Source organism: Candidatus Synechococcus spongiarum SH4 (assembly GCF_000586015.1).
GTDB lineage: Bacteria > Cyanobacteriota > Cyanobacteriia > PCC-6307 > Cyanobiaceae > Synechococcus_B > Synechococcus_B spongiarum_F.
This window is the reverse complement of sequence record NZ_JENA01000008.1, coordinates 1-18,696: the sequence shown is the minus strand read 5'-3', so window position 1 is coordinate 18,696 and position 18,696 is coordinate 1. Positions and strand designations below refer to the sequence as shown.

The 18,696-nt window shown below is 61.3% G+C and carries 15 protein-coding genes and 1 pseudogene; 11 read left to right on the top strand and 5 right to left on the bottom strand.

The genetic code is table 11. The features are described 5' to 3' along the window. From BG35_RS13525 to BG35_RS0101020, 3 genes and pseudogenes are all read left to right on the top strand, one after another. Positions 1–360, top strand: a pseudogene (locus BG35_RS13525) (hypothetical protein); the annotation flags it as partial. Between the two features lie 126 nt (positions 361–486). After that, positions 487–4,509 (top strand): magnesium chelatase subunit H, encoded by a 4,023-nt coding sequence (locus BG35_RS0101025; RefSeq protein ID WP_025781306.1) that lies wholly within the window; start codon positions 487–489, stop codon positions 4,507–4,509. Between the two features lie 73 nt (positions 4,510–4,582). Then, the gene (locus tag BG35_RS0101020; protein ID WP_025781305.1) at positions 4,583–4,840 is read left to right on the top strand and encodes a CAB/ELIP/HLIP family chlorophyll-binding protein; all 258 of its coding nucleotides are present in this window, start codon (positions 4,583–4,585) and stop codon (positions 4,838–4,840) included. A 7-nt stretch (positions 4,841–4,847) separates the two neighbouring features. Here the strand turns inward: BG35_RS0101020 and BG35_RS0101015 are convergent, their stop codons facing one another. The 4 genes from BG35_RS0101015 to dusA all read right to left on the bottom strand — a co-directional run bounded on the left by BG35_RS0101015 (position 4,848) and on the right by dusA (position 9,252). After that, positions 4,848–5,201, bottom strand: coding sequence for a hypothetical protein (locus tag BG35_RS0101015; protein ID WP_025781304.1), 354 nt, complete (start codon positions 5,199–5,201; stop codon positions 4,848–4,850). Between the two features lie 30 nt (positions 5,202–5,231). Then, a complete protein-coding gene (locus tag BG35_RS0101010) occupies positions 5,232–6,668 on the bottom strand; it encodes a TIGR03279 family radical SAM protein (RefSeq protein ID WP_025781303.1) in 1,437 nt (478 codons plus the stop codon). After that, positions 6,665–8,074: an argininosuccinate lyase gene (gene argH / locus BG35_RS0101005; RefSeq protein WP_025781302.1), complete on the bottom strand. Its 1,410-nt coding sequence runs from the start codon at positions 8,072–8,074 to the stop codon at positions 6,665–6,667. The genes BG35_RS0101010 and argH overlap by 4 nt, the downstream gene beginning before the upstream one ends. 170 nt (positions 8,075–8,244) lie before the next feature. Continuing rightward, complete coding sequence (gene dusA, locus BG35_RS0101000; RefSeq protein ID WP_025781301.1) at positions 8,245–9,252, bottom strand: tRNA dihydrouridine(20/20a) synthase DusA; 1,008 nt, start codon at positions 9,250–9,252, stop codon at positions 8,245–8,247. 53 nt (positions 9,253–9,305) lie between these two features. Here dusA and msrB point away from each other — a divergent pair, with 53 nt between their 5' ends. From msrB to BG35_RS0100980, 4 genes are all read left to right on the top strand, one after another. Further along, the gene (msrB, locus tag BG35_RS0100995; protein ID WP_025781300.1) at positions 9,306–9,815 is read left to right on the top strand and encodes a peptide-methionine (R)-S-oxide reductase MsrB; all 510 of its coding nucleotides are present in this window, start codon (positions 9,306–9,308) and stop codon (positions 9,813–9,815) included. Between the two features lie 6 nt (positions 9,816–9,821). Continuing rightward, positions 9,822–10,361 (top strand): GNAT family N-acetyltransferase, encoded by a 540-nt coding sequence (locus BG35_RS0100990; RefSeq protein WP_236619731.1) that lies wholly within the window; start codon positions 9,822–9,824, stop codon positions 10,359–10,361. A gap of 161 nt (positions 10,362–10,522) precedes the next feature. Next, entirely contained in the window at positions 10,523–11,428 is a 906-nt protein-coding gene (locus BG35_RS0100985) for an AlbA family DNA-binding domain-containing protein (RefSeq protein ID WP_161632490.1), read from the top strand. Positions 11,429–11,430: 2 nt separating this feature from the next. Next, complete coding sequence (locus BG35_RS0100980) at positions 11,431–12,441, top strand: ParA family protein (protein WP_025781297.1); 1,011 nt, start codon at positions 11,431–11,433, stop codon at positions 12,439–12,441. 75 nt (positions 12,442–12,516) lie between these two features. Here the strand turns inward: BG35_RS0100980 and BG35_RS13790 are convergent, their stop codons facing one another. After that, positions 12,517–12,648, bottom strand: a complete 132-nt coding sequence (locus tag BG35_RS13790; RefSeq protein WP_269087813.1) for a hypothetical protein — start codon at positions 12,646–12,648, stop codon at positions 12,517–12,519. A gap of 448 nt (positions 12,649–13,096) precedes the next feature. On the opposite strand from BG35_RS13790, the gene BG35_RS11815 reads away from it, so the two are divergent. The 4 genes from BG35_RS11815 to cas7e all read left to right on the top strand — a co-directional run. Continuing rightward, positions 13,097–15,622 carry a CRISPR-associated helicase/endonuclease Cas3 gene (locus BG35_RS11815; protein ID WP_071994737.1) on the top strand — a complete coding sequence of 842 codons (2,526 nt, stop codon included), beginning with the start codon at positions 13,097–13,099 and terminating at the stop codon, positions 15,620–15,622. 269 nt (positions 15,623–15,891) lie between these two features. Beyond that, positions 15,892–17,382, top strand: coding sequence for a type I-E CRISPR-associated protein Cse1/CasA (gene casA / locus BG35_RS0100960; protein WP_025781293.1), 1,491 nt, complete (start codon positions 15,892–15,894; stop codon positions 17,380–17,382). Positions 17,383–17,448: 66 nt separating this feature from the next. Further along, a complete protein-coding gene (gene casB / locus BG35_RS0100955; RefSeq protein WP_025781292.1) occupies positions 17,449–17,940 on the top strand; it encodes a type I-E CRISPR-associated protein Cse2/CasB in 492 nt (163 codons plus the stop codon). 32 nt (positions 17,941–17,972) lie between these two features. Next, positions 17,973–18,696: type I-E CRISPR-associated protein Cas7/Cse4/CasC (gene cas7e / locus BG35_RS0100950; RefSeq protein ID WP_236619730.1), on the top strand; the 724-nt coding region annotated here is incomplete at its 3' end.

Genomic DNA, 18,696 nt, shown 5'->3' with positions numbered 1-18,696 from the left:
GGCTTAAGTGGTGGAGCACGGGCGCTGGGGCATGGTACGGCTGGCATTGGTCATGGCATTGCCCACGGCGCTTCCTTTATTGGTCATGGGTTGGGTGGTGGAGCGCGGGCGTTGGGGCATGGCGCAGTTGGCATCGGTCACGGCATTGCCCATGGGGCCTCCTTTATTGGTCACGGCTTAAGTGGTGGAGCGCGGGCGTTGGGGCATGGCGCAGTTGGCATTGGCCACGGCATTACCCATGGCGCTTCCTTTGTTGGCCACGGGTTAGGGAGTGGAGCGCGGGCGTTGGGGCATGGCGCAGTTGGCATTGGCCATGGCGCTGCTTCTATCCTTCACGGCCTGGGTAGCGGCGTCTTCTAGGGTCAGGTCCATAACCACGGAGAGGAGCAGCTTCCATGCCGAAGCTCCGGCAGGAGTCCCCAATGATTGCTGCCGTTCCCCTTCCGGCTGCCTTTCTGTCAGACTACCTCCATCTCGCTTGGCCCGATGTTCACCCAGGTTCGCTCCACCATTCGCCGGGTTACGCCTGCTGAAATCAATGGACGCCGCTTGCTGAAGGTGGTCTACGTGGTGCTGGAGCCCCAGTACCAGAGCGCTCTCACCAGCGCAGCCACCACCCTGAACCAGGAGCCCGGCCAGTTGGCCGTGGAGTTGAGCGGCTACCTGATTGAAGAACTGCGGGATCAGGAGAACTACGACGCCTTTTGCGGGGACGTGGCGGCGGCGGACGTGTTTATTGCCTCTCTGATCTTTATTGAAGATCTGGCCAGCAAGGTGGTGGCGGCGGTGGAGCCCCACCGGCATCGGCTCAAGGCGGCGGTGGTGTTTCCCTCCATGCCGGAGGTGATGCGGCTCAATAAGCTGGGCAGCTTTTCCATGGCCCAGCTTGGCCAGGGCAAGAGCGCCATTGCCGGCTTCATGAAGCGGCGCAAGGCGGCTGGCGGCGCCAGCTTTCAAGACGACATGCTCAAGCTGCTGAACATCTTGCCCACGGTGCTGAAGTACCTGCCTGTGGACAAGGCCCAGGATGCCCGGGCGTTCATGCTCAGCTTCCAGTATTGGCTTGGGGGATCACCGGACAACCTGCGCAATTTCCTGGTGATGCTGGCCAATCGTTACGTGTATCCCCAGGCTGACCAGCCCCTGATGAAGGCTGCAGACCCTGTTCTCTACCCGGACCAGGGCATCTGGCATCCCCTCGCCCCCCGGATGTTCGAGGATCTGGACGACTACATGGCCTGGACAACGGCGCGGGCGGATGGCTCGGGCCGCCAGGGGGACGGCCCCTGTATTGGTCTGGTGTTACAGCGCAGCCACCTGGTGACGGGGGACGATGCCCATTATGTGGCGTTGGTGCAGGAACTGGAGTTCCGCGGCGCCCGGGTCATTCCTGTTTTCTGTGGGGGGCTGGATTTTTCCAAGCCGGTGCGCAACTATTTCTTCTCCTCAACCGACCCCGGCCAGCCCCTGGTTGATGCGGTGGTGAGCCTGACGGGGTTTGCCCTGGTGGGTGGCCCGGCCCGACAGGATCATCCCCGGGCCATTGAAACCCTGCAGGCCTTGAATCGGCCCTACATGGTTGCGTTGCCGCTGGTGTTCCAGACCACTCAGGAGTGGGAAGCCAGCGACCTGGGGTTGCACCCGGTGCAGGTGGCCTTGCAGATTGCCATTCCCGAGCTGGACGGGGCCATTGAACCCCTTGTGCTCTCCGGTCGTGACGCCGCCACCGGCAAGGCCCACACCCTGCAGGATCGGGTGGACGCCATTGCGGAGCGGGCCATTCGCTGGGCCAATCTGCGCCGCAAGCCGCGCCGGGCCAAGAAGCTGGCCATCACCGTGTTCAGCTTCCCGCCTGACAAAGGCAACGTGGGAACGGCCGCCTATTTGAACGTGTTTGACTCCATCCACAGAGTGATGGTGGAGTTGCAAGCCAGGGGCTACCACCTGGAGGATCTGCCCCCCAACCCCAAGGCCCTGATGGATGCGGTCCTGCAGGATGCAGAGGCCATGGAGGGGGCGCCGGAGTTGGCTGTGGCCTACCGCATGGGCTGCGAGGAGTACTACCGTCTCACCCCCTATGCCGAGCGGCTGGAGGAGAACTGGGGCAAAGCCCCCGGCGCCCTCAACAGCGACGGACGGAATCTTCTGGTCTATGGCCGGCAGTTTGGCCATGTGTTTGTGGGAGTTCAGCCCACCTTTGGCTATGAGGGAGACCCCATGCGTCTGCTCTACTCCCGCAGCGCCAGTCCTCACCACGGCTTTGCCGCCTATTACACCTATCTGCAGCACATCTGGGAGGCCGATGCGGTGCTGCACTTCGGCACCCACGGCTCGCTGGAGTTCATGCCCGGCAAGCAGATGGGCATGAGCGACACCTGCTATCCGGACAGTCTCATCGGCTGCATCCCCAACCTGTACTACTACGCCGCCAATAATCCCTCCGAGGCCACCATCGCCAAGCGCCGCGGTTATGCGGCCACCATCAGCTACCTGACCCCCCCGGCGGAAAACGCCGGTCTTTACAAAGGGCTGAAGGAGTTAAGCGAGTTGGTGAGTTCCTATCAGCAGTTGCGGGAGGGGAGCCGGGGGGTGCAGATTGTCAACGCCATTGTGGAAACGGCCCGGCGCTGCAACCTGGATCAGGACGTGGCCCTGCCCGAGGAGGGGGACGTTCCGGATCTTCAGGCCCGGGACGGGGTGGTTGGCGCGGTCTACCGTCAACTCATGGAGATTGAGAGCCGTCTGCTGCCCTGTGGTCTCCACACCATCGGCAAGCCCCCCACGGCTGAGGAGGCGGTGGCCACCCTGGTGAACATTGCCGCCCTGGACCGGGAGGAGGAGGGAATCCTGGGTCTGCCCAGTCTGCTGGCTGCCCACCTGGGCCGGTCCATCGAGGATATCTATGCAGGCAACAACGCCGGTGTGTTGGCGGACGTGGAGTTGGCGCGGCGGATTAACGATGCCAGTCGCGACGCCATTGGCGCCATGGTGGCGGTGGTCACCAGGCGGGACGGGCGCGTGGACTTGACGACCCAGCGCAGTTGGTGGCGTCGCCTGGCGGCGGGACTGGAGCAGTTGCCCAACCGGCTTCTGGGTAGCCAGGGCCTGAGCCCATGGTTGCGCACCTTGATCAACCGGGGCTTTACCACTGTGGATCAGGAGGCCCTCGACAAGCTGTTTGTCTACCTGCAGGGCAGCTTGCGGCAGATTTGCGCCGATCAGGAACTGGACAGCCTGCTGCGCTGCCTGGACGGGGAATACATTCTCCCAGGACCTGGCGGCGACCCCATCCGCAACCCCGGCGTCCTGCCCAGCGGCAAGAATATGCACGCCCTGGATCCCCAGGCGATTCCTACCCGGGCCGCGGTGGCGGCGGCCAAGCGGGTGGTGGATCAGTTGTTGCAGCGGCAGCGGCAGGAGAACCATGGCGCCTGGCCGGAAACCATTGCCTGCGTGCTCTGGGGCACGGACAACATCAAAACCTATGGTGAGTCCCTGGCCCAGATTCTCTGGTTTCTGGGTGTTCAGCCCAAGGCGGACACCATCGGTCGCGTGAACAAGCTGGAGATTATTCCCCTGAAGGAGTTGGGCCGTCCCCGCATTGACGTGGTGGTGAATTGCTCCGGCGTTTTCCGGGACTTGTTTATCAACCAGATGGCCCTGCTGGACCAGGCGGTGAAGATGGCCGCGGAGGCGGAAGAGCCCGAGGAGATGAACTTTGTCCGGAAACACGCCCTGGCCCAGGCTGCGGAGCAGGGCGCCGATCTACGCCGCGCCGCCACCCGGGTGTTCAGCAATGCCAGCGGCAGCTATTCCTCCAACGTGAATCTGGCGGTGGAAAACAGCACGTGGGATGAGGAAAGCGAACTACAAGACATGTATCTCACACGCAAAAGCTTCGCCTTTAACGGGGAGAACCCCGGTCAACTGTCCATGGAGCGGGAACTGTTCGAGTCCACACTCAAAACTGCGGACGTGTCGTTCCAGAACCTGGACTCTGCGGAAATCTCCCTCACCGACGTGAGTCATTACTTCGATTCCGACCCCACCAACCTGATTCGCAGGTTACGGGACGACGGCAAAACCCCCAGCAGCTTCATTGCCGACACCACAACAGCCAATGCCCAGGTGCGCAGCCTGGCGGAAACCATCCGGCTGGACTCCCGCACCAAGTTGCTGAATCCCCGCTGGTATGAGGGCATGTTGGCCTCCGGCTACGAAGGAGTGCGGGAGTTGGCTAAGCGCCTCAACTACACTCTGGGGTGGAGCGCCACCAGCGCCCAGGTGGACAATTTCATTTACGAGGAGGCCAATGCCACCTTTATCCAGGACGAGGCCATGCGGCAACGGCTGTTGTCGTTAAACCCCCACAGCTTTCGCCGGATGGTGGGCACCTTGCTGGAGGTGCATGGGCGGGGTTACTGGGACACCAGCGCCGAGAACGTGGAGCGGTTGCAACAACTCTATCAGGACGTTGAGGACCGCATTGAAGGGGTGAGTGAAGGGTAGGTCGGGAAATCCCCATCCCCGGCCACAGGTGTCTTAACAATCTGTTACGGTTGGGTCTGTTGCTGCTGAACCCATGAGCCAAGCCGACCTGACCCTGTCCTCCCCCATCATCCGCGGCGCCACCGTTACCACGGAAGACGGTGGCCGTCTCAACGCCTTTGCCCGTGAGCCCCGCATGTTGGTGGTGGATGCCGATCAGGGTTGGGGCTTCCATGCCCGCGCCGAAAAGCTCAACGGCCGCATGGCCATGATGGGCTTTATTTTCCTGCTGGCCACGGAACTGGCCTTTGGCGGTGAAGCTTTTACCCACGCCCTGTTGGGAATCGGCTGAATCCCCCTTAAGAAATCGGCTGAATCGTTTCCAGGATGGCGATGGCAGCCGAGAGTTTGCCCAGGTCCTCTGCCCAGCCGCTCACTGCTTCCCCATTGCTCTCGGCCACGGCCTGCTTCACCGCACCCATGTGGAGATCGTGTAAAGCCATCAGCCAGAGCAGCGCCCTTGCCTGGGCTTGCATGGGGTTGAACCCCTGGCCAAACTCCTTCCTCAGGGCCTGGTCTTCCTTTTCCAGAACAGCCCCAAACGCTTTGGCCGCCGCCTCGGCGGCCGCCTGCTTCCCGGCGGCGCTGCCGTCTTGACCGGGCCCCTGCCCGTTCCTCCCGTCTGCCTGGGGCCCGGGAGATTGTTGCCCCATGGGTTCTGGTCCTTCTGAGCAGTGGAAAGTTTAGGGCCTGGACCCATGGCCAGCAAGCGCCCATTCCCCTTTCAAGGATTTCCTTTCCCCATCGGGCTTCCCCATGCAGGCGGCCACCAGATCCCGTGCATCGGCGACAGGGAGGATGGGAACCCCCAACCCGGCGGCCACCTGGTCCACGGTCAGGTCATCCAGGAACAGGGAAGAACCGGGGCGGAGCATGACGCTGGGCAGCAACAGTTCATCCCCCAGATCCTGTCCCCGCAACCCGTCAAGCAGGTCGGCGCCCGTCAGCAGGCCGGTGACCACCAGATCCTGGCCCCAGTAGGGGCTGGGCAGAGAATAGAACAGCAACTCCAAACCCCGGATGCCCCGGAGACGCCCAGCCACCGGACGCAACGCCGGCCCCACCAGACCACCCACCACCCAACTGCAGCGTCGGGACTCCGAGAGAACTTCGGGGAGTTGGGCGGTGGCCTGCTCCAACGCCTCCAGAAAGGCGCGAATACTCCCCACCCCGTTGGCCTGCTGCGGCCAGTCCCCATAGGTGGAACGGGGCGGCAGGGGCTGGGCAGCCATGAGGTACCACTCATCCGCCAGCCAGGCAAAGCGGCTCCCCATGCGGCAGTGGAATTCCTGTTGCAGGGCCTCCACCTGGGCAATGACCTGGCGGGCCAGACGGGGGGTTACCGGTGTCAGGTCCGCAGCGGTATCCGGCCGGAAGCGGGTCAGCCCCACCGGCACAACAGCGGTGGAGAGCACCGTCGGCCAGTCGCCGCCGCCCCAGCGGGCCAAGTCGCATAAGGTGCGCTCCAACTGACGGCCGTCGTTCAACCCGGGGCAAACCACCACCTGGGCATGAATCTGCAAGCGGCGCCGGGCAAACCATTCCAGTTGTTGCAGGATGGAACCAGCCCGCTTGTTGCGCAGCAGACGACAGCGCAGGTCCGGATCCGTTGCATGGACCGACACGTACAACGGCGAGAGGCGTTGGTTTTCAATGCGTTGCCAGTCTGCCGGGGTCAGGTTGGTGAGGGTGAGATAGGAGCCATAAAGAAAGCTGAGGCGATAATCATCGTCTTTGAGATACAGGGTGGAGCGCTTGCCCGCGGGTTGTTGGTCAATAAAGCAGAACGGGCAGCGGTTATTGCACTGCCGCAAGCCGTCAAATAAAGCCTCGCTGAACTCCAGCCCCAGATCCGCATCCATATCCTTCTCAAAAGCGATGCAATGGCGTTGCCCCGCTGCATCCATCACCTCAAGCCTGATCTCCTCTTCACCGATCAGAACGCGATAGTCAATCAGGTCCCGGGGAGCCACACCGTTGATCCGCAGAATCCTGTCCCCCGGTTGGACGCCCAGTTCCGCGGCAATGCTGTCGGCTTCCACCCTGGTCACCAGGGCCGGCTGCGGCCCGTGGACAACGGTGTCAGGGTCGATGGCGGCGGGACCTTGCTTCACATTCACAGGTTCTCCTCCCCCGTTGCATCGGCGAAGGCGATTCTGGCCTGTTCCAGGGCTTCCCGCACCCGCACAAACCCTGTCCCCCCTTCACTCAGCCGGGCCGCCACCACCTGCCGGGGCTCCAGGGCGGCAAAGATATCCTCGGCAAAGGCGGGGTGGACCTGTTGCCACCGCCCCAGGGGCAGATCCCGCAGCAGAATCCCCTCCTGAAGACAGGTTTTCACCAGGCCGCCCACCAGCCCATAGGCCTGGCGGAAAGGTACGCCTCTGGCCACCAGATAGTCCGCCACGTCGGTGGCGTTGGCAAAGTCATCGCCAACGGCTTCCGCCAACCGCCGGGGCTGGAAACACAGGCCCTCCTCCAGCAGGATGGTCATGGCCTTCAGACAGTCCCTGGTGGTGCGCACCGCGTCAAACAGCCCCTCTTTATCCTCCTGCAGATCCTTGTTGTAGGCCAGGGGCAGACCTTTGGTGACGGTCAGAAGGGCCTGCAAATGGCCAAAGACCCGCCCGGTTTTGCCGCGCACCAGTTCCGGCACGTCGGGATTTTTCTTCTGGGGCATCAGGCTGCTGCCCGTAGCGCAGCGGTCCGTGAGCCTGACAAAGGCGAATTCATGGCTGGCCCAGAGGATCACCTCCTCGCTGAGGCGGCTGAGATGAACCATCACCAGACTGGCCGCCGCCAGAAAATCAACCGCAAAATCCCGATCACTCACCGCATCCAGACTGTTGCGGTAAATGTCGGCAAAGCCCAGGGCGGCAGCGGTGTGGCGGCGATCAACGGGAACGGGAGTGCCCGCCAGGGCCGCAGCCCCCAGGGGGGACACGTTCACCCGCTGCCGCACCTGGTCCAGCCGCTGGCGATCCCGTCGGGTCATCTCCACGTAGGCCAGCAGGTGGTGGGCCAGGGAGAGGGGTTGGGCCCGTTGCAGGTGGGTATATCCGGGAATCATGGTCTCCACGTGGGCCTCCGCCAGACGGAGCAGGGTTTGGCCGTAGCGACGCAGCAGAACCTGCAATTCGTCAATCTCGCCCCGCAACCAGAGGCGCAGGTCCGTGCCCACCTGATCGTTGCGGGAGCGGCCGGTGTGGAGCTTCTTGCCCACGTCTCCCACCAGTTCAATCAGCCGCCGCTCCACGGCAAAATGCACGTCTTCAGCATCGACACCGGGACGAAACGTCCCGGCTGCCGCTTCATGGCCAATGGTCTCCAGGCCCCCCACAATCTGCTCCGCCTCTGCCGCGGTGATGACCCCACAAGCCGCCAACATGCGCCCGTGGGCGATGGATCCCTCCAGATCCTGGTGCAGCAGGGTGAAATCAAAGCCGATGGAGGCATTGAACCGGGCAATGAACGGGTGCAAGGCATCATCGAACCGCTGGCTCCAGCGGGATTGCCCCTCGGGCATCCGGTTTGCGGGATGGGTGGCCAAACTGACGGGGCGGGGCGCCAACTCTAGCCCCGGGGATCCGTGAGCCGGGCGGCGGCCCAAGCCTGCGTGCAGCGCCCGTGGGTCGGCCCAATCTGTGTGGCGGCGTACGAGCAGGTGCTGGGAGGATGGGGCTGAAGGCCCCTCCATCACCATCCACGCCCCGCCAACGCCTCGGCAGCTTGCTGAAGCACCCCCAGGCAGGCGCCGCGCCCCATGGCCCCTTCACTGAGGCGGCGGCGCCAAGCCCGCGCCCCGGGGACACCCTGCACCAGTTGCAAGAGGTGGCGGCCCACGTCCCAGAGGCGTCCTCCCTGGGCCATGTGGGCCTCGGCATAGGGAATCATGGCCTCCACAATGGCGGACGGGCGCAGTTGCCGGGGAGAACGGCCGTAAAAGACCGCATCCACGGCAGCCCAGCGCAAAGGGTGGTCGTAGGCGGCGCGGCCCACCATGGCGCCGTTGCACATGGTCAGGGCCTGCCGGCAATCCGCCATGGTGGTGAGGCCCCCGTTGAGGACAACCCACAGGTGGGGACGTTCCTGCTTGAGGCGCGCCACCCAGTCGTAGCGCAGGGGGGGGATGGTGCGGTTCTGCTTGGGATTGAGGCCCTGCAACCAGGCCTTGCGGGCGTGGATGATGAAGCGCTGGGCCCCCGCCGCCGCCGTAGTATCCACGAACGCCAGTAGACGGTCGTAGCTCGCCTGATGGTCAATGCCCAGGCGATGCTTGACGGTGACCGGCAGGCTGGCGCTGGCAGCCATGGCCTCGATGCAGCGGGCCACGTGGCGGGGCTCCCCCATGAGGCAGGCACCAAAACGCCCCGCCTGCACCCGTTCACTGGGACAGCCCAGGTTCAGATTCAGTTCGTCGTAGCCCCACGCCTCCGCCATGCGCGCCGCCTCCGCCAACAGCAGGGGATCGTCACCCCCCACCTGGAGCGCCAGGGGGCGTTCAACGGGGCTGTAGTCCAGCAGGCGCCGCCGGTGACCGTAGTGGAGCGCCTGGGCCACCACCATCTCCGTGTAGAGCAAGGCCCCACGACTGATCTGACGCATCAGCACCCGGAAATGCCGATCCGTGCAATCCAGCATCGGCGCCACGCTGAAGGGATGATCATCCAGGGCTGAGGGGCGATGGCTGGAGACGGCTGGCATGACAGGTGACGGGGACCATAGAATGGGCCTTTGAACCCGGGGGGCACAACGCCATGGCTTCATTGCTCAGCTTCATGAGCCGTCGCAACCTGCTGCTGGGGCTGGCCACTTCTATGGTGGTTGTTTTGAAGCCATCCATGGCCAGCGCAGCATCCCCTGCAGGGGAATCCGCCTGGGATCTCAGTGAAGACCAGTGGCGCCAACGGCTCTCCCCGGAAGCCTTTAACGTCTTGCGGCGTGAAGGGACGGAGCGTCCCTTCACCAGCGCCCTGCTGGAGGAAAAGCGGGAGGGGGTGTTTGTGTGCAAAGGGTGTGGACTGCCCCTGTTTTCCTCCGCGGCCAAGTACGAGAGCGGCACCGGCTGGCCCAGCTTCTGGAAGCCGCTCCCCGACAGCATCGCCACCAAGCTGGATTTCAAGTTGTTTCTTCCCCGTACGGAGTACCATTGCCGCCGCTGTGGCGGGCACCAGGGGCATGTATTCAACGACGGTCCCCAGCCCACCGGCAAGCGCTATTGCAACAACGGGGTCGCCCTTGCCTTTGTCCCGGCGGAAGCAGCGTAGACACCGGTGAACCAAGGGGATCAGCACACCTCCCGGCAACACCGCCTCATGGTTCGGATTCGCCCCCTGCAACCGGAGGACTGGCCCGCCACATGGCGGATCATGGAGCCGGTGGTGCGGGCTGGTGAGACCTTGCCCTTTGACCCGGCCGTGGATGCCGAGGGGGGCTACGCCGTCTGGGTGGAGGCGGCCCTGCAGGCCTTTGTGGCGGTGGCAGCGGATGATCAGGTGCTGGGCGCCTACCACATCAAACCCAACGGCCCCACCCTGGCGGCCCATGTGTGCAACTGCGGCTACGTGGTTGCCGCCACGGCGCGACGGCAGGGGGTTGGCAGTCTGTTGTTCTCCCACTCCCAGGATCAGGCCCTGGCGTTGGGGTTCCGGGCAATGCAGTTCAACCTGGTTGTGTCCGCCAACACTGCTGCGGTGCAGGCCTGGCAACGGAACGGCATGGTCATTGTCGGAACGTTGCCCGGGGCGTTTCGCCACCGGCGGTTGGGTTTTGTCGATGCCCACGTGATGTATAAAACTCTCAAAAGCGACTAAGAAAGCTCTATACAATACTTCTCATGGGAAGAGGATGGTTTCCCCTGACCCTTGGCAAATGCCCCTATGCCTGGAAAGTCATAGGTCCGGAATGGTAGGCTATGGCTGTTCTCAGTGTTTTGACTGTGGGTGATGTCCGTGCAGGCTCCGTGGGATACCCGATGACGATGCAGCCCTACAGCACCGACGCACTGGAGGAGCTGCTTGCGGGCGGAGAGAGAGATTGGGTGGAATTCAAGCAGGACTGGAAAGAGGATGTGCGCAAAAGGGCAGCCGAGGGGGTCTGCGCCTTTGCCAACGACCTGGCCAACCACAATCGCCCAGGCGTACTCTTTGTGGGTGTCCGGGATGACGGCACACCACGTGGGCTGCCCATCGGGGGCCAACTTCTGGAGCAACTCACCGGCATCAAAACCGACGGCAGGATCCTGCCCCCACCCACCTTGTTGGTGGAGAAGCGAAAACTCGCCGGGGTGGATGTGGCTGTGGTTACTGTGTGGCCTGCGGACTCGCCACCGGTGCGGTACGACGGTCGCATTTGCATCCGCTGCGGCCCTCGTCGGGATGTTGCCACGGCCCAGGACGAGCGGATTCTCAATGAAAAGCGTCGCTTCCGGGATCAGCCGTTTGATGCCCAGCCCTCCAACAGCGCAACCGTAGTCAATCTGGACTTGTCCTGGTACAGGGAAAATTACTTGCCTGCCGCAGTGGCAGCCGAGGTGTTGGCAGACAACGGACGCACACTGGAGGAGCAGTTGGCCGGCACCCGAATGATCATCAGCCCCGATGAACCCACACCCACCCACCTGGGGGTGCTGACCCTCGCCAACCAGCCCACGGACTTTCTCCCTTGCGCCTATGTGCAATTCCTGAAGCTGGATGGCCAGACTCTGGCGGACGACGTTCTCGACGAAACGAGATTCGAGGGGCGGATGGTGGATGTGATTCGTGCTATCGCTATTGCCCGAAGGGAGTGTGAACGCAACGGCAATCCCCCACCGGAATTTGATGCCCAGGACAGGGTGACCTGCGTTACCCTGAGACCAGCAACCATCAGGGAGATTTGAGCATGAAAACCCTGGCATTTTTCAACAACAAAGGTGGAGTGGGCAAAACTACGCTTGTGTATCATCTTGCCTGGATGTTTGCCGAGATGGGTCTATCTGTTGTTGCGGCGGATCTGGATCCCCAAATGAATCTCACCAGCATGTTTCTGGAGGACGAAACGCTGGAAGAATTGTGGACGGATGGGGAACCATCCCGCACTGTGGCTGCCGCTCTGGCACCCCTGCTGGAGGGAACCGGCGACGTGGCGGATCCCCATGTGACTGGGATTGCAGAAAGGATTGGTCTGGTGGTTGGCGATCTGAGCCTGTCTGCGGTGGAAGATGAGTTGTCTACCCAATGGCCCAACTGTCTGGATAAAAAGAAACGGGCGTTTCGGGTGATCAGTATGTTTTGGCGAATGTTGACCAAGGCCGCTGAGCAACGCCAAGCGGATGTGGTGTTGATCGACGTGGGGCCAAGCCTGGGGGCGCTGAACCGGGCGGCGCTGATCGCAGCCAGCCATGTGGTGATCCCCCTGGGACCGGACCTCTATTCCCTGCAAGGGCTGAAGAATCTGGGGCCTACGCTCCGCCGCTGGCGTGAGGAATGGCGAGATCGTCTGACTCGCGCGCCGGAATCTCTCGGCAGGACGACGGAACTTCCCGAAGGTGAAATGAATCCCGTGGGCTATGTGGTGCTGCAACATGCAGTGCGGCGGGACCGACCGGTGAAAGCCTACCAGCGTTGGCTGGATCGCGTTCCATCGGTGTACAGCAATTCTGTACTGGGTGAAACAGCACGGCAACTCCTTGGCTCACCGAGGGATGCCCCCCACTGTCTGGCGGAACTCAAGCATTACCGCAGCTTGATGCCCCTGGCCCAGATAGCCCGCAAGCCCATGTTCCTGCTCACCCCTGCCGATGGGGCCATCGGGGGCCACCTCAAGGCAGCCCAGGCCTGTCGCAAGGACTTCTCCACGCTGGCAGAGAAGCTAATCAGTCGTTGTGGCGTTGGCGGCACTGGCCAGGTGTGAGCGTGTGCAACCAGGAGAACGACCTGCATGACCCATGAACTGTGTGGGTGGGGCGGGGGTGCATCACTGATGGAATCAAGGCAGCAGAAGCCGATAGATTTGATCAATACAGGCATTTACCTGGTCGAAACGATCACTCACGTGATCAAAGCGGTCATCAACCCGGTCAAGGCGGGCGTCAACCTGATCCAGGCGGTCATTGATCACGCCAATGTCGGACTGAACTTCAGCCCTGAATGCCTGAAGAGCCGCCACTCATGCACTACGGCGCCGAGGCGCGGTACGGCGCTCCTCTGCTCTGCGGGCTTATGGTCTGCCGGCTTGATTGTGGCTGAGGGGCTGGAAGCCATGGGCAGCGGTCGTGGGATCAGGCTAGCATTCCCTCACCCTCCCGGTCTGTGGCATCCTGCAGGTGAACTCAGCCGGATTCGGCCCAGTGCCGGATGACGGGCAGGGTTCAGCGAGGCGGATCAATCGTTTCCGAATCTTGGGGGCAAGCCGCGCCCGAAGCCAGGCTTCACCACCGGCTCCCCTTCCATGGCCGTGGAGTTGGCCCCATGGCGGGGGATGGCTTCCAGGTGTTGGATCCTTTGGGTCCACTTGGGGATCCTCCGGCATGGCTCTTCTGCTGGGCTGGCGGTAGTGTAGGTCTGATATGGGTCGCGGACTTACCTTTTGCACAATGGCTGACCTTCTGCAGCTCTGGGCCAAATCACCGGCTAAGGGCCAGAGTGATGGCTACCCCTTACTGCCCCATCTTCTGGACGTGGCCGCAGTCGCTTCCATGCTTCAGAAGGTGATTCCTTGCCCTGTGCCAATGCCCTGTTCGCCGTCATGGGTGACAGCCTTGGTGGGGTTTCATGATCTGGGTAAAGCTACCCCAGGATTCCAGCGAAGACTTGGCAGGAAACCTATTCCTGATTATACCTTTCCTGCTGCTGCTCCTGATCGCCATGATGCCAGCACCATCCCGCTTTTGACCACCCAACTGGTCCAGAAGGGAGTTTTCAAGCGCGATGCACGGCTTCTTGCCTCGGCAGTGGGTGCGCACCACGGCCACCTGATCGATGCGGTTAATTGCCAAGATGCTGGCCGCTCTGCCCAGCACTTGGATGCAGCATGGCATAAGGCTCATGAGCAACTGTTTACCCAGTTGCTGAAAGGGGTTGATGCTAACGGGATCCCAACTCTGCCGCCCAAAGGTGCTCAACGAGGGACATTCCTGCAGTGGTTGATGGGGCTCACCACCGTATCTGATTGGATCGGCTCCAGCGAGATCCTGTGTGAATGGGATCGTCTTAAACACTGGGAAGGCGCCCCTGATAAATGGTTTGCCGAGAGTCGGCAACTCGCAGTCAAAGCGCTCTCCGATGTAGATCTTGCCGTCGCCACACTGCCATCCGTCGGTTCCGGCGGTGAGGCCATCAGATTGGCTCTGGATGGCATGGAACCCCGTCCGTTGCAACAAACCATGGCCAAGGTCATCGACCACTTGGGCCAAGGATCTGGCTTGGTGGTCATTGAGGCGCCCATGGGAGAGGGTAAAACAGAGGCAGGCTTCAGTTGTGCATTTGGTCGTCGCGGTATGTATATGGCGATGCCCACGCAGGCCACCAGCAATGCATTGATGACCAGGATGGCCCGATTCCTTCACCGCGCTGCTGATGGAACCGTTCCTTTGGCCCTGGCGCACGCTGGCGGCGGCCCAAATGTTGCAGCCACCCGATTGCAGGAGATAGGGCTGGGGACCACTGACAGCGGAGTAACAGCAGGGTGGTGGTTCCGTGGTTCAAAGCGTTGTCTTCTTTGCCCACAAGGAATAGGAACAGTGGACCAGACACTCGTAGGTATACTCAATGCCCGCCATAGCTTTGTCCGTTTATTCGGATTGACTGGCCGCACTGTGATTCTTGACGAGATTCATGCCTATGACGCCTACACCAGTGGCCTGATTGAGCGGCTGGTGAACTGGCTCCAGCAGTTGGGTTGTCGCGTAGTGCTGATGTCTGCGACCCTGCCACACGCACGACGGGACGCAATTCTGCAAACCTGGGCAGGTAAGGATGTTCCTGTGCCCAGTCCGTACCCCAGAATCAGTTGGGCTGCCCCCGGCTCCATCAAATCTTTACCCTTCCCGGCCAGCCGTCGGCAGAGCCTGTCAGTTCAAGGCATTGACCCGGATGCCGTAACTGCCCGTGCGATTGCCATGGCCAAGGCCGGTGCTCGCGTGTTGATAGTCGTGAACAAAGTTGCCAGGGCTCAGGCTCTCTATGGAGCAATCACCGGAGTAGAGCGTACACTTTTCCATGCACGGTTTCCGATGAACGAGCGGACTGCCATCGAGAAGAAGGTGTTGAAGCAATTCGGCCCTGATGGACAGGCGCAAACAGGCCATGTGCTGGTAGCCACGCAAGTGGCGGAGCAGTCTCTCGATATTGACATGGACGTGCTCATGACCGATCCGGCTCCTGTGGATTTGGTGTTGCAACGCGCTGGGCGGATTCACCGCCATAGCCGCCAGCGTCCTGGCGGGTTTACAGAACCCCTTGCGTTGGTGGCGGGACTGGATCAGGAGATGCCACCCGATGCCCTCACCAACTTCATCTATGACCGCTGGCTTGTGCTCAGGTCCCACGCCTGGCTGAAGGGCCATCCGCTGCTGGATTTACCGGACGACATCGACTTGGCGGTCCAGCAGGTGTATGGCGCCTGGGAACCGCCTGCCTCTGAGGGTTTGTGCAAGGCTTTGGCTAACGCCCTGCAAAAGTACGAGAGTGAACAAGACCACATGAACAACGAAGCCCGCAAAATGGCGCTGCCAGCCCCCAAAAACTGGGGCACTGACCATCAGGGAGCTTCACAGATTGACGATGACAAGGCGGAGTCGGGAGCCTTTCGGTTCGGCACACGGCTTGGCCAGCCCAGTTTGACAGTGGTCCCTGTGTTTCCCGGGGATCGCGAGTCCCTGCCTAAACGCGCCCCTGAACTGGCGGAGCGTTGGCTGCGCATCAGCCATCAAGGATTGATCCGTGCAATCCGCGACTCTCAGCCGCCAAAAGGCTGGCGTACCTGTCCTGGCCTGACCCATCACCATGCCCTGCTGTTGGACTCTGACGGCGTGTTTCAGGATGGGGAATTGAAGGTGCGCCTGGATCGCGAATTGGGACTAGTCGTTGGCTAGGGTGGTAGTGTCGTCCCCCGCACACGTGGGGATGAGCCGTGATGCACTGCCGTCGCTGTTTTGCTCGCGGCCTCTTGCTCCCCGCACACGCGGGGATGGGTCACTCCTCTTCTGAGTCCTGAATCAACCACTCCTCTTGCTCCCCGCACACGCGGGGATGGGACACTTCTAAAACTGGACCCACCAATCACGCTGCTTCACCCCCTCCCGCCTATCTTTGGATGGACTGACTACCAAGTGATGAACTGCAGTAAATTTCAATTTCACACATGACCACGACCTTCTCTCTGTTGCAAGAGCCCTGGATTCCCTTGATTGCTAACGATGGCACCCATGACCTTGGTTCCCTGCGGGATACCCTTCTCCGTCCCGCAGCATGGCAGCGCATCGGCGCCACCAACCCCATTGAGGCTCTGGCCCTCTACCGCCTCCTCCTGGCCATTTGCCACAGGGGCATTGGCCCTGGGGATACGGAAGATCGGGCTGCTCTCCTTGAGAATTGGCCCAGCCAGAGCCTTGAGGACTATCTGGACCGCTGGACCGAGCGGTTTGATCTCTTCCACCCGGAACGCCCGTTCCTGCAGGCGCCAGACTTGGCAGAGGCGGGTCTGAAACCAGTCCCTTGGACACGGCTTGCCCCCGCCCGTTCTTCAGGCGCTGAGCGCATCCTCTGGGATCGCTCCCTGGATGCTCACCCTGAAGCAATCACCCCGGCCCAGGCTGCCGTGACCCTGGTGACTTATCTTCAGTTCACGCCAGGCGGTTTGGTGAGAGCACTGCGATCATCTGCCGAGCAAGGCCCGGCTTGCGGTCTCTTGCTGACGTTGCCCACGGGAAGCACGCTCCAGGAAACCCTGGCCTTGTCGTTGGCGCCACAGACCGAAGACGATCACAAGTTGGATCGGGCCAGTTGGGAAAAGGCCGCGCCCACAATCGAAGCACTCAAAACAAAAGATTCGGCAACCAAGCCTCTCAGGGGTCCGGCGGATCGATACACATGGCTCAGCAGGGCCTTACTGCTCACGCCTGGCGCTGCCATTACGCACCTCTTCTGCGGTGCAGGCTTGGCCCCTGCACTGTCGTCAACACCCGATCCAATGTCGGCCGTTGTCAGTGGCAAAAAAGGCTCCTTCCCGTTGAAGCTCCGTGAGGACAGGGCAATGTGGCGCGACTTCCATGTCCTCACCGGAGACAGGAGCAAGGGTTCTGAACCGCCAAGGGTCGTTAGCGCCGCAGCTTCAATCCGCCTGCTTCAAGATGATTACAGTCCGCTTCCGCTCCTGACTGGCGGCCTGTTGCCGGATCAAGCCAAAATTGTGCTGTGGCGCTTGGAAGAACGACACGTCTCACCCAAACTGCTTGCCGGCCAAGGGGAAGCAGCTAACAAAGCACTGGAGCAGGCGGAGTCCACTGGTAATCAGCTACGGAAAGCATTGTTTTCCTTGTGTTCAGCCTGGCTGCAAAACGGTGGTGAACGTTCCCCAGCAGCAAAGGACGTCAAAGCCCTATTGCATTCCACCCAAGCCATGGCCCACTACTGGGCCGCGCTAGAGCCGGAGTTCTGGCAGCTAGTGGATCAACTGGGCCAAGGCCAGGACGGCCATCAGGCATTGGAGGACTGGCGCAGGAGACTGCGACAGGTTGTACACCGAGGATGGGACCAGGCCAAACGCTCCCTTGGAGACGATGGGCGTGCTTTGGCGGCAGCAGGCCGCTCTGACAAAGTGCGGGGCAAGGTTTTCAAGGTGATCGCCGCATGATCTTTCCCATTATGCAACGCGCTCCTCCTGAGCCAAACCCTCGCACATCCTCTTCATTTACAAACCATGGATGACCCTAAACTCTCAGAGAGGTTCTTTGACCATCTCCAAAACCGCAGCAAGTCCGACAGTTCAGTCGTTGGCACATTGCGCCGTAGCTTGATGTTTGACCCCGGAACCGATTCCCGTGCCTTCCCGCTGGTTGAACGCTGGACAAATGGGAGGGACCGCAGCACCATCTATCTTGCCGCTGGACTCTGGGCTCAAGTGGTTCGGCAGGGCAAGGGTAAGCCCATGTTGTTTCCCGACGCCATGCGTCGTGTCCGCGACAAGCAAAAGTCAGACTCCATTGAGAAGCGATTTGCGACCCTGCTGGATGCCGATCCGGACGAACTCCGCTGGCGGCTGCGCTCTGCTCTCACTCTGGTTGCTTCCCAGGGCATTGCCTTGGCTTGGCCGGATCTACTGGATGACATGTTGAAGTGGCACTACTCCAACCGTCCTGTTCAGACCCAGTGGGCTCACCACTTCTGGGGGCAGCCACAAGCCAGTACATGACAAGCCTTTGCCCCCACCCACGCAACAACCCTTTGAACTTCAACGCTATGTCTCTCTTCATCGAATTTCACGCCATCCAGAACGTGCCCCCTTCCTGCCTCAATCGTGACGACACAGGCGCTCCCAAAGACGCCATGTTTGGCGGCACTCGTCGGGCTCGTGTTTCCTCTCAATGCCTCAAGCGGGCAGCCAGGAAAATGTTTGCCAACTCCCAGCTTCTGAGCGAGGATGAGTTGGGCATTCGCACCCGCAACATCGTTAAGCTGATCTCAGAGAAGCTGTCTGAGCAAGGGGAGACTGATTCCATCAGCGCCATTGAGACTGCATTGAAAGCCGTGGATCTGTCCGTGAAAAGCCGCGAGGATGCCACCCCGCAAACCGAGTATCTACTGTTTCTGAGTCAAACTGGTATCACTCAACTTGCTGATGTTATTAAGGCCAATATGGCCGAATTGACAAACGAAAAGCTCAAGAAAGATCCCAAGAAAAATCTGAAAGGAGAGCTTAAGAAAAAAATTGGAGAGTGTATCAGCACGTCTCGCGCAGTGGACATTGCCCTGTTTGGTCGGATGCTTGCTGACCGCAAAGACTTCAACGTGGATGCTGCGGCGCAAGTGGCACATGCCATCTCCACCAACAGCATCACCCGGGAGTCTGATTTCTTCACTGCCGTTGATGACTTTACCCAAGTCCAAGAGGCGGATGCGGGGATGCTTGGCACGGTGGAGTTCAACAGCTCATGCCTCTATCGCTATG

What these genes read in the sequence shown, in the direction of transcription:
- msrB (WP_025781300.1), top strand. Translation starts at nt 9,306, where the DNA reads ATGGCTTCATTGCTCAGCTTCATGAGCCGTCGCAACCTGCTGCTGGGG.
- BG35_RS0101025 (WP_025781306.1), top strand. Translation starts at nt 487, where the DNA reads ATGTTCACCCAGGTTCGCTCCACCATTCGCCGGGTTACGCCTGCTGAA.
- casB (WP_025781292.1), top strand. Translation starts at nt 17,449, where the DNA reads ATGGATGACCCTAAACTCTCAGAGAGGTTCTTTGACCATCTCCAAAAC.
- BG35_RS11815 (WP_071994737.1), top strand. Translation starts at nt 13,097, where the DNA reads ATGGGTCGCGGACTTACCTTTTGCACAATGGCTGACCTTCTGCAGCTC.
- BG35_RS0101015 (WP_025781304.1), bottom strand. Translation starts at nt 5,201, where the DNA reads ATGGGGCAACAATCTCCCGGGCCCCAGGCAGACGGGAGGAACGGGCAG.
- casA (WP_025781293.1), top strand. Translation starts at nt 15,892, where the DNA reads ATGACCACGACCTTCTCTCTGTTGCAAGAGCCCTGGATTCCCTTGATT.
- BG35_RS0101020 (WP_025781305.1), top strand. Translation starts at nt 4,583, where the DNA reads ATGAGCCAAGCCGACCTGACCCTGTCCTCCCCCATCATCCGCGGCGCC.
- BG35_RS0100985 (WP_161632490.1), top strand. Translation starts at nt 10,523, where the DNA reads ATGACGATGCAGCCCTACAGCACCGACGCACTGGAGGAGCTGCTTGCG.
- BG35_RS0100980 (WP_025781297.1), top strand. Translation starts at nt 11,431, where the DNA reads ATGAAAACCCTGGCATTTTTCAACAACAAAGGTGGAGTGGGCAAAACT.
- argH (WP_025781302.1), bottom strand. Translation starts at nt 8,074, where the DNA reads ATGCCCGAGGGGCAATCCCGCTGGAGCCAGCGGTTCGATGATGCCTTG.
- dusA (WP_025781301.1), bottom strand. Translation starts at nt 9,252, where the DNA reads ATGCCAGCCGTCTCCAGCCATCGCCCCTCAGCCCTGGATGATCATCCC.